Source organism: Jeotgalicoccus saudimassiliensis (assembly GCF_000756715.1).
Taxonomy (GTDB): domain Bacteria; phylum Bacillota; class Bacilli; order Staphylococcales; family Salinicoccaceae; genus Jeotgalicoccus; species Jeotgalicoccus saudimassiliensis.
On sequence record NZ_CCSE01000001.1, the window covers coordinates 1,824,233 to 1,839,457 of the forward strand.

Below are 15,225 nucleotides of genomic sequence, written 5' to 3' on the forward strand. Positions count from 1 at the left end.
CTGCAGCAGGTGAGAAGACAACATTGCAGTCGTATGAGCGGAGCTCATCGGACTCAACCAGCCCACCCGCAAAAAAAAGACGATTCCATCGAGGGAACCGCCTTCCAATATAAGATTTATCCGAAGTAGTCCGCGATTGCGTCGTTCGGAATGTGTCCGCCGACGTAGAAATCGCCGAAGACGCCGTAGCGCGCACTTGTTTCGTCGAATCTCATTTCGTAGATAATTTTTTTGAATTCGAGCATGTCATCCGATAATAATGTAACTGCCCATTCGTATTTGTCGAGACCTTGTGAGCCTGTGATGTACTGCTTGATCTTGCCTGCGTATTTACGGCCGATCATGCCGTGGTCACGCATTAACTGTTTGCGCTCTTCCATCGGAAGCATGTACCAGTTGTCGTCAAGGTCGCGTTTTTTATCCATCGGATAGAAGCAGATATATTTGGATTTTTCCAGTGAAGGATATAATCTCTGCTTGATGTGCGGGATTTCCATCATTTCTTCAGGAGTTTTGTTCCCGCCTAAATAACTGCTCATCTCGATAATGGATACGTAAGAGTAAGTCGGGATTAAGTAGTCCGCGATTGCGAGTTTGTTAATTTCAAGTTCAAGCTTGATCAGTTCGTCCGCAGTCGGGCGCAGCAGCCACATGATGATATCTGCTTTATGTCCCATGATGTTGTAAAATGCATAGTCACCTTCGTGTTTTTCATGCACTTCTTCCTGTCTGTTTAAAAATGCCTGAAGTTCATCTGTCAGCGCATTTCTTTCATCTTTGTCCAATACACGCAAACCTGCCCAGTCCACGCTGTAAAGCAGGTGTAAACTGTACCAGCCATCTATTGTACTTACCGGTTCACTCATCTAAACTCTCTCCTTATTTAAGTCATTACTTCTATTCTAGACCAATGGAAAACGTTTTAACAAGAGATTCTGTTTAAAAGATGTGACAAAACACGTATAATATATTTTAAAGTATAGTAGCCAAGGAGGATATAATGAGTACATTCATTACAGATCTTAAAAATAATTTAAATGGTGAAAACATCAAGATTGTATTTCCGGAAGGTACGGATACGAGAATCCTTACTGCTGCAGCGGAACATTTAAAAAACAGCTACGTGCATCCGATTGTAATCGGCGATGCTGACGAGCTTCAAAAAATCGCTGCTGATAAAAATATTGATATTGAAGGCTTGGAAATTATAAATCCGAAAACGTCTGAGTTAAGCGGCAGTCTTGCCGAAGAGTTCTGCGAAGTCCGACAGGGCAAAGTAACGCTTGAACAGGCTGAAGATATTGTTCAGAACATAAACTATTTTGGCACGATGCTTGTACATACAGGATATGCTGACGGGATGGTTTCCGGTGCGATGCATTCGACACCTGACACGGTGCGTCCGGCACTTCAGATTATTAAAACTAAAGACGGCGTATCGAAAACGAGCGGTATTTTCTTCATGCGCCGCGGCGATGAGCTGTATGTCATGGGGGATTGTGCAATTAACCCGACACTGACCGCAGAAGAATTATCGGAAGTGGCGGTTGAGACCGCGAAGACGACACAGAGTTTTGGGATTACACCGCGTGTGGCACTCTTAAGCTTCTCTTCAAAAGGGTCTGCTAAAACAGAAGAGGCGGAAAAAGTCCGTCTTGCTACAGAATACGCACAGGATAAACTGCCCGATACTTTAATCGACGGCGAGCTGCAGTTTGATGCGGCGTTTGTTCCCGGTGTGGCGGAGAAAAAATCTCCGAAATCACCGCTTGAAGGTAACGCGAACGTCTTTATCTTCCCGTCACTTGAAGCGGGCAACATCGGTTATAAAATTGCACAGCGCTTAGGCGGCTTTGAAGCATACGGCCCGATTTTACAAGGGCTGAACAAACCGGTGAACGACCTGTCCCGCGGTACGACGACTGAAGAAGTATATAACCTTGCTCTGTTTACGGCAACGCAGGTAATGGCAAATCGTCATGACAGCTGAATTTTTTAACGGACCGCTGGAAGTAATCGGCAAAATGCAGACGGCTCATCCATTTGAGTCCTTTGCATTTGATGACTTTCTGCAGCATCAGATTAGTGAAGATAATGTCCCGAAAGTGCGTTTCTGGGTGCATTCACCATACATAATACTGGGGCTGCAGGATGCGAGGCTGCCGAAACTGACATTCGGACTCGATTATATTTCAGATGCAGGATTTGACTTTATCGTACGTAACAGCGGCGGACTGGGTGTGGTTCTGGATGAAGGGGTCCTGAACATTTCACTCGTACTGCCGAAAGCCGATTTTCCGTATATAGAAAAAGGCTATGATATAATGACAGAGTTAGTGACGAAAATGTTTCCGGAAGGAAAAGTTGAAGCTTATGAAATTTCTGCAAGCTACTGCCCGGGTACTTACGATTTAAGTATCGGCGGTAAAAAGTTTGCAGGGATTTCACAGCGCCGCATTAAAGACGGTGTCGCCGTGCAGATATATTTATGTGTGACGGGGAGCGGTTCGGAGCGTGCGCAGTTTATGAAAGACTTTTACCGCTATGCACATGCAGAAGACAGCGAGAAGTTTAGTTATCCGGTAATTAATCCGGATCATATGGCATCTTTGAACGAGCTGCTTGATGCAGATTTCTCTATTGAAGACGTGGAGCGCCGTGCGCTTGAAACACTTCAGAGTATGGGAGCGGAACTGGAAGATTATCCGGGTCCTGATGATAATCAGCAGGCCATGTATGAACAGTTCCTCGGAAACATTAAAGAGCGTAATAAAAAATACGTAACTTTTGACTGACCAGTATAAATTGAATACTGGTCTTTTAATTTGCATGAAAGAAGGAATACCATGTCGACAAGTTCTTATGCTCCGAAAATATGGACGAAAGAATTTACAGTAATATTTGTGTTTCATTTTATTTTAATGGGTGCAATGTATTCAACATTAGTAACAATCAGCAACTATGCGATCGAAAAATATGCTGTCAATCCGAGTATTGCCGGTTTTGTCGCCAGCATATTTATCGTCGGGGTACTGATTGGACGAGCCGTTACAGGGTTTCAGATAAACTATCTCGGCGGACGGAAAATTATGTACATCGGAACAGTTTTATATTTTCTGACTTATGTTCTTTATTTCTTTGATTTCGGATTAACGTTTCTGATTATTACGAGACTGCTTAACGGTATTGCGACAGGTATTATCAGTACGGCGCTGAATACACTGGCGACGATATCGGTGCCGGAAGAGCGCCGGGGTGAGGGCATCAGCTACTTCAGTTTAAGTATGGTCGTAGCGAGCGCAGTGGGGCCGTTCATTTCATTCCTGCTGCTTGAATTCATCACGTTTGAAATGATGCTGATTTACGTCGGCGTGCTAATGATCGGTGTTGTACTGATGCTCCCGATGATTAAAATTAACAACGTGACAAAGGCAACGGCAATCAAACCGTCAAAATTTGTTTTAATCGAACGGAAGGCACTCCGTATGCTGCTGCCGATATTTCTTATGGGACTGGCATACTCGAGTGTTCTGTCGTTTCTTAATACTTATGCGATTGAAATCGACGTCGTTACCGCAGCAAGCTTCTTCTTTATTATCTATGCAGGAGCGGTGCTGACAACGCGTCCGTTTACCGGCAGACTGATTGACCGGAAAGGACCTAATATTGTCGTTTACCCGACATTTATACTGATGGCGCTCGGATTTCTCATGCTCGGTTACGGAACGTCCGGATTTGTCGTGCTCGCGGCCGGGTATATAATCGGTCTCGGCTGGGGGAACTTCCAGTCGGCCGCCCAGATTATCTGCGTGAATATGGCGCCGAAAGAAAATGTCGGCCTCGCCACATCGACGTTCTTTATCATCCTTGAGATCGGTCTCGGCTTCGGCCCGCTATTCCTCGGGCTGCTCGTGCCGTTCGCAGGATACAGCGGTATGTATCTCCTGATGATTGTACCGATACTTGCTGCAGGTTTCATTTACTTTATGATGGTAGGCAAACGTGGAACAGGTTCATACAGCTAAACAGGTTGAAACGGTCGGCTTTGCCGGCCGTTTTATGATATTATTGGGGTGTTAAGGGAGGCGTAAAAGCGTGATGATGAGTGACTACAGCAGGAAACAATTACAGGAAGAAAAAGTCTTTAAAGATCCGGTCCACCGGTACGTTCACGTCCGCGACCAGGTCATCTGGGACCTCGTGAAAACGAAAGAATTTCAGCGGCTTAGGAGAATCAAGCAGCTCGGCACATTATATCTGGCGTTTCACAGCGCGGAACATTCGCGTTTTAACCATTCGCTCGGTGTTTATGAAATTGTGCGCCGCATGATTGAGAACTTTGAAGAATATCCCGAATGGAACAACGACGACCGTCTGCTCGCACTGGCAGCAGCATTGCTGCATGACCTTGGGCACGGGCCGTTTTCCCATACGTTTGAAGATATATTCCATACTGATCACGAAGAATATACGAGGAAAATTATTCTCGAAAATACAGAAGTCAACGCAGTGCTGTCGAAAGTCTCGCCGGATTTCCCGCGTGAAGTGGCGGAAGTCATCAATAAGACGCATCCGAACAAGCTTGTCATCAGCATGATTTCGAGTCAGATTGATGCCGACAGAATGGATTATCTGCAGAGGGATTCCTACTATACGGGTGTCAGTTATGGTACGTTCGATATGGAGCGGATTCTCCGTGTGATGCGCCCGTCAAAAGACGAAGTGCTGATTAAGGAAAGCGGGATGCATGCGGTGGAGGATTACTTAATGAGCCGTTATCAGATGTACTGGCAGGTATATTTCCATCCGGTATCGCGCGGCGGTGAAGTGATGCTGAACCTCGTTATGCAGCGTGCGAAAGCATTGTATAAATCGGACTACAGCTTTAAACAGCAGCCGACGTATTTCATTCCGTTCTTTAACGAGAACGTCACGGTGCACGATTATCTGCGCCTTGATGAAATGGTCGTTAACTTTTATCTGCAGGAATGGGTGCAGGAAGATGATGAAATACTGAGCGATCTTGCCGGCCGTTTCGTCAACCGCGACCTGTTTAAATATTTACCGTTTGACGGTTCGATTATTACGATTTCCGAACTGAATGAACTGTATAAAAAAGCGGGTATCGATCCGGATTATTACGTCTTCAGCGACAGCTACTCCGATCTGCCGTATGATTATGACAGACCGGGACAGAACCGCAACAGACGTCCGATTCACCTGCTGCGTCCGAACGGTGACATCAGGGAAATCAGTTCGCAGTCGGCGATTATTAACTCCATTACCGGTATTCACCGTCTGGGTTCGAGATTGTATTATCCGAAAGAAAAGATTTTGGCGATTAAAGATTTAAGCGTCAAAGCAGAAATTATTAATTTACTGAATGAACTTGACTAGGAGGTATAACATTGGCTGAAGAACAACCAAAGAAAAAGCCTGGATTCCAGTTTAATATTATTAAAAACGACCCGCTAGACGGGCACAGGGGACAAAACTTCGGTGCAATCAGTCTTGAAAATATTGCACCTGTCTATATTAATATCGACACGCAGGAAGCGGAACTCGATATCGGTGGTCTGCACGGCAAAGCCGAAGTGGAAAAACGCGTAAAATGGATTAAAGATAAAGCGGAAGCCGAAGGTCCGGATGCGAAAGAATATTTCCTGATATGGATCGCGGTGGAGCGTACAGAGGCAGGACCGGTTTATAACGGTGCAGGTGCATGCTACCTAATGGTCAATAAAGAAAAGCGCCGCGGCTACAAAATGATGCATGAACATGTAAACAGTCTTGATGATGCAATGAAGGGGCGTATCAAGCTCGATATTCTCGATGACCATTCCAAAGAAACGCTGAAACAGTTTCTGATTAATCACAACGAAGAAATGTGGAATATTTCACAAGACATGCGCGCAGCATTTGATAAATAGGCTGTGAAAAATTATGTCTTTTTTGTGTCTTTTGCATAATACATTGCACAATAGTGAATCTATGGATAAAATAAAGGATAGTTATAGACATATAACTAGGACATAAAGGCGGGGCAATTTGCCCTGCCTTTTTTATGTTTAACGGGACCAATGCGGTTTCCGATATGGTATAATTTACGATACTGAAGGTGATAAAAATGACCGGATCAATAACGCATGACTGCATACTGACGCAGCTTGTATTTATGCACGGTGAAGAAACGAAATACGAACAGAAACTGACAGTCTCCGAAATTGACAAAGGGGACACGTATTTGCGCTATACTGAAGCGCTTGATGACAACGAACTTAAAGTCACGGTCAGACTTGGGGATAACTACGTTAAACTCCAGCGACGGGGCATTATAAATATGAATTTTTATTTTGAAGAAGGTGTGAGGACGGATACGTTTTACGACTCTCCGGCCGGCAGACACCATTTTGAAATTGTGACACATGAACTGAAAACCGGAGACGGCATACTGACTATTAAATATGATTTATTTGAAAGTGGCACGCTGCTCGGCAAATATAAATACACGTTGGAGAGGATTTAATTATGAACTTAAAACAGCAGTTAAAAGAAGCAATTGAAGCCGCGATTAAAAAAGCGGACATAGTGGAAGAAATTCCTGAAGTTAAAGTTGAAGTGCCGAAAGATAAAAACAACGGTGACTTTTCAACGAATGCAGCGATGACACTGACGAAACTGGCTCGTAAAAACCCGAGAGATATCGCACAGGCGATTATCGACAACATCGATAAAAAAGCAGCAAGCGTTAAAGAAATCAGCATCGCAGGGCCGGGTTTTATCAACTTTAAAATGGAGACAGCTGAACTTGCCAACGTCATTTACACTGTGCTCGATAAGAAAGAAAACTACGGACGCACAGCGCAGGAATCAGCGGAAAAAGTACTGATTGAGTTCGTAAGTGCGAACCCGACAGGCGATCTGCATATCGGACACGCGAGAAACGCATCTGTCGGTGCGACACTTGCCAACATTATGGATTTTGCGGGTTACGATGTGACGCGTGAATACTACATTAACGATGCCGGAAACCAAATCAACAATCTTGCGAAATCGATTGAGGCGCGTTACTTTGAGGCACTCGGTGAAGAACTGAATATGCCTGAAGACGGCTACAACGGTAAAGATATTAAAGTCATCGGTGAGAAACTGGCGTCAGAGCACCCGGAATACAAAGACCTGGAAGAAGCGGAACGTATTTCGAAATTCCGCGACCTTGGTGTCGAGTATGAAATGCGTAAGCTGAAAGGCGACCTTGAGGAATTCCGCATTAAATTCGATAACTGGTTCAGTGAAACATCATTGTATGAAAGCGGCGAAATCGACGAAGCGATGACGAAGATGAAAGAGAACGGCTACATCTTTGAAGCAGACGATGCGACGTGGCTGCGTACGACAGACTTTAAAGACGATAAAGACCGCGTCCTTGTAAAAGGCGACGGTACACTGACGTACTTAATGCCGGATATTGCATACCACTACGATAAAGTAGAGCGCGGATTCGACAAGCTGATTAACTTATTCGGTGCAGACCACCATGGTTATATCAACCGTCTGAAAGCATCATTAGGCGCTTTAGGTGAGAACCCCGATAAGCTGGAAATCCAAATTATGCAGCTCGTTCGTCTGCTTGAAAACGGCGAAGAAGTGAAGATGAGTAAACGTACAGGTAAAGCAGTGACACTGCGTGATCTGATTGACATGATCGGTGTGGATGCTGCACGTTACTTCATGATTATGCGTTCGACAGACACTCACTTTGACTTTGACCTGGACCTTGCACGCAGTGAATCAAGCGACAACCCTGTGTACTATGCACAGTACGCTCACGCGCGAATCTGCAGTATTTTACGCCAGGCAAAAGAACAGGGCTTCGAAGTGGACCTTCAGAATCCTGTGGACATTATTGAAAACGAACAGGCACTTGAACTGCTTAAGAAAGTACTGGAATTCCCGAACATCGTTAAAGGTGCAGCGGAATCACGCGCAACACAGCGTATTCCGAACTACATCCACGATTTAGCGGCAAGCTTCCACAAATTCTATAACGCAGAAAAAGTACTTGGTGAAAATGCAGATAAAACACGTGCATATATACTGATGATCGAAGCCGTGCGCCAGACACTGGAAAACGCACTTCGTCTGATCGACGTATCTGCACCTGAAAAAATGTAAATCATATACTGGAGCCCGAACTTTCGAGTTCGGGCTTTTTTATTCGGGATTTACCCTGTATAAGGGTGATGAACTTTAATATAATGAATATATTGCGGCTGTGGGCGTCTTCGTTTTTTTGACGACGACGCCCAGGCTGTGTTGAACGTCTTCGTTTTTTTGACGACGCCGTCCAGTCTGTGTTGAACGTCTTCGTTTTTTTGACGACGCCCAGGCTGTGTTGAACGTCTTCGTTTTTTTGACGACGCCGTCCAGTCTGTGTTGAACGTCTTCGTTTTTTTGACGACGCCGTCCAGGCTGTGTTGGACGTCTTCGTTTTTTTGACGACGACGCCCAGGCTGTGTTGAACGTCTTCGTTTTCGTAACGACGACGTCCAAACCTTCTTCACCAGAAAGGAGAAACTGTAATTGAAGCCAATTTACATATATTTATCGCTGCTCAGCGTTCTGCTGCTCGCGTCATGCAGTGATAACGAAAATAAACAGACTGAAATCTCAACAAATAATGATATGCGCATCATTTCCCTTATGCCGAGCAATACGGAAATTATCGCGGAGCTTGGTGCAGCAGAGAGCCTCGCAGGCATTACTGTGACGGATAATTATCCTGAAACACTGGATGAGAATCTTGCCCGTTTTGATACGTTCGCCCTCGATGAGGAAACGATGATGGCGCTCAATCCGACCCACATCATTTCACACGAAAGCAATCATGACGGAAATCAGAAAATTATCGACAACGTTGTTTCAAACACAGGTGCGGAACTGCTTATCGTCGATGATGCTTCACAAATCGATGAAATTTATTCGACGATTACCGACATCGGTGAGTTTCTCCACAAAGACGCTGAAGCGGAGACTCTGAACAGAGAACTCCGGCGGGAAGTAACTTCAATTCAAGAAGAATACAGCGGTCAGACTCCGGACGATAAAGCGCTCATACTCATTTCAACGACCCCGGATGTTTACATAGCGGGGAGTGAGACTTTTATCGACAGCTATCTTGAAATACTCAACATCGACAATGTGTTTCAGGATGTGAACGGTTATCCAGCGGTAACTTCTGAAGATTTAATTGCACGTGAGCCCGGAAAAGTTATTTCGACGCTCGGTATCGATAACAAAGGGCTCACACAGGAGCTGAATAGCATTTCGGGACTGGAAGGCACTCCGATTACCCGGCCTGAAAACCAGTGCACACCGGATCCCGATGTAATATCACGTCCGGGCCCGAGGTTTACTGAAGGGCTTGCCGCGATTGCGGAGTGTGTGTATGAATAAAACCAATTCAATTCTCGTCATCATGTTAATTATCAGCGTCATTCTGAGTATTTTTATCGGTTCGGTAAACTTCGCCAATGTTTCGAATATGCAGGTATTCAGCATTATACTCGATGTGCGTTTGCCGCGCGTTCTTATGGCGATTCTCGTCGGTGCGGCACTCGCGATGAGCGGGGTGGTTTTCCAGGTGATCCTTAAAAATCCGATGGCCGACAGTTTCACGCTCGGAATGGCAAACGGTGCGGTGCTAGGTGCGGCGATTACGGTAGTTACTGTCATTCCGGCAGTATTTGCACCGGTTTTAAGTATTGGACTCGGTTTGTTAAGCTTATTATTCGTGCTCATTACCGCGCGGAAACTCGATTTAAATTACCGTCCCGAAACGTTAATTATTACCGGCATACTGCTCGGCGCAATGCTGTCGGGAGTACTCTACATAATTATTCTCCTGTTTCCGGAAGATACTGTGAACATTGCGCGTTACATGTTCGGTTCACTCGGCGGTGCGGATTTCACGGAAGTGTCGGTGCTGCTCCTCGTGACTGCCGTTTCATTTATTATTCTGGAGCGCTGCGGCCATGTGCTTGATCTTTTAAAGCTCGGAGACATTAGAGCACACGCGCTTGGTGTCAACGTCAGCGTGATCCGTCCGCTTCTCCTCGTGACTGCTGCGGTACCGCCCCTTGTTGCCATCAGCTATACCGGCATTATTGCGCTCGTCGGCATCATTATTCCGCAGATTATTTTATACATCAGGCCGATGAACTTCCGGCCGCTTCTGAAACGCTCGGTTTTAATCGGCGGACTGTATGTGCTGGTTATCGATACGCTCGGCCGGACATTAATCGCACCGCTGCAAATTCCAACCGGTGTTATGGTCATGCTGTCGGCGGTCCCGCTGTTCATCTTTCTGCTTTATAAACGCATTCTTACCGGCGCACGCTAGGTGATAATTGATTAAATATTCTGTAAAAATATTTCTTATTCATTAGTAAACCCGCGTTAAAGAATGTTATATTTATAAAAAAGGGGGAATTTTAATGAGCAGAGTTTCTGTTGATGATATCTTCAAAATTAAAACGGTATCGTCGCCGGCAGTTGTACCGGGTACGGGCAGGGTTACATATCTTGTAACGAGGACTGACGAGGATAAGGATACTTACTATTCGTACCTTCACAACTATGACGGCAGGGGTAATCTACAGCTTACATATAAGAATGAGACAATCTCGAATGTGACTCATTCACATGACGGAACGATGACATTATTTACAGCACCGGACGACGATAAAAAAACGCAGGTCTTTATAATGAGACATGCAGGCGGTGAACGCGAACAGCTGACACATGAAGAAAATGGGGTATTCGGTGCACAGTTCGCTCACGATGATCAGTCGGTGTTTTATCACGTTTCGAATGATAAGAACCCGGACGATAAGAAAGAAAAAGAGGATAAGGATAAAAAGCCGGAAGCCACGGTGATTACCCGCATGAAATATAAGAGTGACGGCGGTCCGGGACCGTACGGCTTATTAAACGAGAAGTTTACTGCGGTAAAATCAATCGCGATTAAACCGGATGAAGCTGAAACTGTACTATCAGGTGAAGAGAACTTTACGCTGTACGATGTCTTTGCGGACGGTTTAATTTATGCGACAGATAAGAGTGACAATCCTGACTTTAACTTCGCACAGCAGCTTTATATGCGTGTGAACGGGGAAGATAAACTGATTCGTGACGATGCCGGATTTATGAAAGCTGAAATGTCACCTGACGGCCGTTATATTTTAATGACGGTTATGACGCGCCAGTTTAAAAACGCGACACATCCGCATATTGAAATTTACGATGTCCGGAGCGGTGAAAGTATCGATGTGACAACGAAGCTCGATAAACCGGTCGGCGGTCTTGTGGCACAGGATACGCAGCAGAATGCTGCCGGCAACACAGCTGAATGGATTTCAGACAGCGAATACGTCTTTTTAGTGTCTGAATTCGGCAGTGTGAACCTGTATAAAGGAGATGTGGAAGGAAATATCCGTCCGCTCCTTCGCAGTGAGCACAATATATTCGGTATGACTGCGGATGCCGAAGCGGCATATCTCACGATTTCAACTCACGTCTCTCCAAGTGAACTGTATAAGTTCGACTTTGGTACTGAAGAGCTGACTCAGCTGACAGAGCATAATCACAATTATGTGGCTGATACAGAGCTGGTTAAACCAGAAACGATCGAGTTCCGGAGTTTTGACGATACGACGGTGCACGGCTGGTTTATGAAACCGGCCGGTTTTGAAGCGGGTAAAAACTATCCGATGGTCACGAACATTCACGGCGGACCGCATGCGTTATATGCGAATACTTTCTTCCATGAAATGCAGCTGCTCGCGTCGAAAGGATATGCGGTACTGTTCATTAATCCGAGAGGCTCGCACAGTTACTCGCAGGAATTCGTAGACGCAGTCCGCGGTGATTACGGCAACGGCGATTATAAGGATATTATGGCTGCGGTTGACCACATCACAGAGAAGTATGACTGGATTGATACGGATAATCTCGGTGTGACGGGCGGCTCTTACGGCGGCTTTATGACGAACTGGATTGTCGGTCATACGAACCGCTTTAAAGCGGCGGTCACACAGCGTTCCATCAGTAACTGGATCAGCTTCAGAGGAGTATCGGATATTGGATACTACTTCACGGACTGGCAGATTTTAGCCGGCCTTGATAATCTCGACAAACTGTGGCATCATTCACCGCTGAAGTATGCTGCAAATGTTGAAACACCGTTATTAATACTGCACGGTGAAGAAGACATCCGCTGTCCGATTGAACAGGCGGAACAGCTCTTTATCGAACTGAAGTCGAGAGGGAAAGAAACGGAATTTGTCCGTTTCCCTGAATCTTCGCATGAATTATCACGCTCGGGTAAGCCGAGTCTGAAAATGCAGCGTCTGAATCATATTACACGCTGGTTCGAACAATATTTAACTTAATTTAATTGGAGGAAGATTTTATATGACAGGCAAGATTGAGGCGCTCGCTAAAAGCGTCAAGGCAGACTATTCTATTATTTCTGATCCGATGAACATATTTTACTTTTCGGGTGTGCACCTGGAGCCGCATGAAAGACTGCTGCTGCTGCTCGTGGATAACAAGACGCTCGACACTGCAATGATTTACCCGGCACTTGACGGTGAAACGGTCAAGGCGAATACAGACCTGACAACGTATCTTCCGCATGATGATCAGGACGATGCGTTCCAGTACGTGTTCGATACAATTCCTGAAGGTAAAACAGTTGCGGTGGAAGGTGAGCATTTAATTTACTCAAGATATTTACGCCTAATCGAAAAGTATGCGCCGGAAAATATTTCTACGCTCGATGATGAAGTGAACTATCTGCGCGGTAAAAAGAATGAACGCGATAAAGCCGAGCTCCAGCGTGCAGTCGATATGACTGAAAAAGCACTTGAAGACTTAAAAACAATTACTGTCGAAGGAAAAACTGAAATGGAAATTTCTGATTTCCTCGTTAAACAGTTTAAATCATACGGTGCAGTTGGTCCGAGCTTTGGTCCAAGTGTGCTTGCAGGTAAAAAATCTGCAATGCCGCACGGTGAAACAGGCACGAATGTTATCGAGCGCGGCGACTTTCTGCTGATCGACTTCGGCGTAGTATCAGATACAGGATATGTGTCTGACATGACGCGTACTTTTATCGTTGGAGAAGCGACGAAAGAACAGGAAGAGATCTACAAGACGGTATTGAGGTCAAATCTCGAAGGTATCAAGGCATCACAGGCAGGCACAGTGATGGGCGATATTGACCGAGCGTCACGCGATGTAATCGAAGATGCCGGATACGGAGAATATTTCATGCACCGTATCGGTCACGGACTCGGCCACGATGTGCACGAAGCACCGTCAATTCACGGCGGTAACACTGACAAACTTGAAGCGGGGCACGTAATCACAATTGAGCCGGGTATTTACAATCCGGAAATCGGCGGTGTCCGCATCGAGGATATGCTGTATATCGATGAAGACACAACATATAACTTCAATAGTTTTCCAAAAGATTTTGAATCGATGATTATTAAATAACTTAATTTAGGAGCTGCATTGATATGACGAACAAGACTAGAATTGAAGCGGATTTTCTTGGAGAAAAAGAAATTGATAATAATGCATACTACGGTGTTCAGAGCCTCCGTGCACTGGAAAATTTCCCGATTACGGGGTACCGTTTAAATACAGATTTAATCCGTGCGCTTGCAATGGTTAAAAAAGCGGCGGCACTTGGAAACTACGCGAACGGCGTACTTGAAGAAGATAAAAAAGATGCAATCGTTCAAGCGAGTGAAGAAATTATCGCAGGGCAGTTCCATGAAGATTTCATCGTTGACCCGATTCAGGGCGGTGCAGGGACTTCGACGAACATGAATGCGAACGAAGTCATTGCAAACCGTGCGCTTGAAATCATGGGACGCGAAAAAGGCGACTATGACTTTATCAGTCCGAATAACCACGTGAACATGTCACAGTCGACAAACGATGCATTCCCGACATCACTGCACATCGGTCTGTTAATTCACGCCGAATCACTGCTTGAGACGATGAACACGATGCGTCAGGCATTTGAAGCGAAAGCTGTTGAATTTGACCATGTTATTAAAATGGGACGTACGCACCTGCAGGATGCGGTGCCGATCCGTCTGGGTCAGGAATTCTCAGCATATGCGAAAGTATTATCGAGAGATATCCGCCGTGTGTCGAACTCGCTTGAAAACCTTTATGAAATTAATATCGGTGCAACAGCAGTCGGAACCGGCTTAAATGCTGATCAGAAGTATATTGATACTGTTGTTGAAGAGCTGAGCAAGATTTCAGGGTACAAACTGAAATCATCGGAAAACTTAGTTGATGGTACGCAGAACACTGATGCGTATACAGAAATTTCATCAGCGCTGAAAATTTGCATGATAAACATGTCGAAAGTTGCGAACGACTTCCGTATGATGGCATCAGGACCGAAAGCAGGCCTTTACGAAATTAATCTGCCTGCACGTCAGCCGGGGTCATCAATCATGCCGGGTAAAGTAAACCCTGTTATGGCTGAAGTACTGAACCAGATTGCATTCCAGGTAATCGGAAACGACAACACAATCAGCCTTGCATCAGAAGCGGGACAGTTTGAGTTAAACGTAATGGAACCGGTACTGGCATTTAATCTGATTCAGTCAATCGACATTATGAATAACGGATTCAGAGTGTTCACGGAAAGATGTATCGCAGGCATTACTGCGAACGAAGAGCAGATGAAATCGTATGTTGAGAACAGCATCGGTGTCATTACAGCACTTGTACCGCATATCGGTTACAAGAAAGCATCAGCAATCGCAGTCGAAGCAATCCAGACAGGCCAGCCGGTCCGCCAGCTGTGCTCAAAGCACGAAGTGCTGACAGAAGAACAGCTCGATCACGTGCTGAACGCATTTGAAATGACGAACATCGGCGTATCGAAACTTCCGGACTAAGTTTAATATATTGAAAACCGCCCGTATTCCTTTGCTGGAATGCGGGCGATTTTTGATTCGGTGTCCCTTGTGTATTTCGCGAGGTGCACCCAACGCTGCCGGTGTCCCTCGTCGTTTTTGCGAGGTACACCAAACGTTCCCGGTATACCTCGTCGTTTTTGCGAGGTGCACCAAACGCTGCCGGTGTCCTTCGTGTATTTCACGAGGTACACCAAACGTTCCCGGTATA

13 protein-coding genes are annotated in these 15,225 nt (G+C 45.5%); 12 read left to right on the forward strand and 1 reads right to left on the reverse strand.

Annotation, left to right across the window (positions count from 1 at the left end; all coding sequences use genetic code 11):
- Positions 1 to 116: 116 nt before the first annotated feature.
- A complete protein-coding gene (gene hemQ / locus RZ44_RS09050; RefSeq protein WP_035810584.1) occupies positions 117 to 866 on the reverse strand; it encodes a hydrogen peroxide-dependent heme synthase in 750 nt (249 codons plus the stop codon).
- Between the two features lie 134 nt (positions 867 to 1,000).
- On the opposite strand from hemQ, the gene pta reads away from it, so the two are divergent.
- The 12 genes from pta to aspA all read left to right on the forward strand — a co-directional run bounded on the left by pta (position 1,001) and on the right by aspA (position 14,996).
- Positions 1,001 to 1,990 carry a phosphate acetyltransferase gene (gene pta / locus RZ44_RS09055; RefSeq protein ID WP_035810586.1) on the forward strand — a complete coding sequence of 330 codons (990 nt, stop codon included), beginning with the start codon at positions 1,001 to 1,003 and terminating at the stop codon, positions 1,988 to 1,990.
- Entirely contained in the window at positions 1,980 to 2,795 is an 816-nt protein-coding gene (locus RZ44_RS09060; RefSeq protein WP_052108944.1) for a lipoate--protein ligase family protein, read from the forward strand. Before pta ends, RZ44_RS09060 begins: the two co-directional genes overlap by 11 nt.
- 51 nt (positions 2,796 to 2,846) lie before the next feature.
- The gene (locus tag RZ44_RS09065; protein ID WP_035810588.1) at positions 2,847 to 4,025 is read left to right on the forward strand and encodes an MFS transporter; all 1,179 of its coding nucleotides are present in this window, start codon (positions 2,847 to 2,849) and stop codon (positions 4,023 to 4,025) included.
- A gap of 73 nt (positions 4,026 to 4,098) precedes the next feature.
- A complete protein-coding gene (locus RZ44_RS09070) occupies positions 4,099 to 5,397 on the forward strand; it encodes an HD domain-containing protein (RefSeq protein WP_035811717.1) in 1,299 nt (432 codons plus the stop codon).
- 11 nt (positions 5,398 to 5,408) lie between these two features.
- A complete protein-coding gene (locus RZ44_RS09075) occupies positions 5,409 to 5,930 on the forward strand; it encodes a YwhD family protein (RefSeq protein ID WP_035810590.1) in 522 nt (173 codons plus the stop codon).
- A 197-nt stretch (positions 5,931 to 6,127) separates the two neighbouring features.
- A complete protein-coding gene (locus RZ44_RS09080; protein WP_035810593.1) occupies positions 6,128 to 6,526 on the forward strand; it encodes a YwiB family protein in 399 nt (132 codons plus the stop codon).
- A gap of 2 nt (positions 6,527 to 6,528) precedes the next feature.
- Positions 6,529 to 8,175 (forward strand): arginine--tRNA ligase, encoded by a 1,647-nt coding sequence (argS, locus tag RZ44_RS09085; protein ID WP_035810595.1) that lies wholly within the window; start codon positions 6,529 to 6,531, stop codon positions 8,173 to 8,175.
- A gap of 408 nt (positions 8,176 to 8,583) precedes the next feature.
- On the forward strand, positions 8,584 to 9,456 hold the full coding sequence (locus tag RZ44_RS09090) for an ABC transporter substrate-binding protein (protein ID WP_035810597.1): 873 nt from the start codon (positions 8,584 to 8,586) through the stop codon (positions 9,454 to 9,456).
- Positions 9,449 to 10,402, forward strand: coding sequence for a FecCD family ABC transporter permease (locus tag RZ44_RS09095; protein ID WP_035810601.1), 954 nt, complete (start codon positions 9,449 to 9,451; stop codon positions 10,400 to 10,402). Before RZ44_RS09090 ends, RZ44_RS09095 begins: the two co-directional genes overlap by 8 nt.
- Positions 10,403 to 10,496: 94 nt before the next feature.
- On the forward strand, positions 10,497 to 12,452 hold the full coding sequence (locus tag RZ44_RS09100) for a S9 family peptidase (RefSeq protein WP_035810604.1): 1,956 nt from the start codon (positions 10,497 to 10,499) through the stop codon (positions 12,450 to 12,452).
- 22 nt (positions 12,453 to 12,474) lie between these two features.
- On the forward strand, positions 12,475 to 13,563 hold the full coding sequence (locus RZ44_RS09105; protein WP_035810606.1) for an aminopeptidase P family protein: 1,089 nt from the start codon (positions 12,475 to 12,477) through the stop codon (positions 13,561 to 13,563).
- Between the two features lie 17 nt (positions 13,564 to 13,580).
- Positions 13,581 to 14,996 (forward strand): aspartate ammonia-lyase, encoded by a 1,416-nt coding sequence (gene aspA, locus RZ44_RS09110; protein WP_407927290.1) that lies wholly within the window; start codon positions 13,581 to 13,583, stop codon positions 14,994 to 14,996.
- Positions 14,997 to 15,225 lie beyond the last annotated feature (229 nt).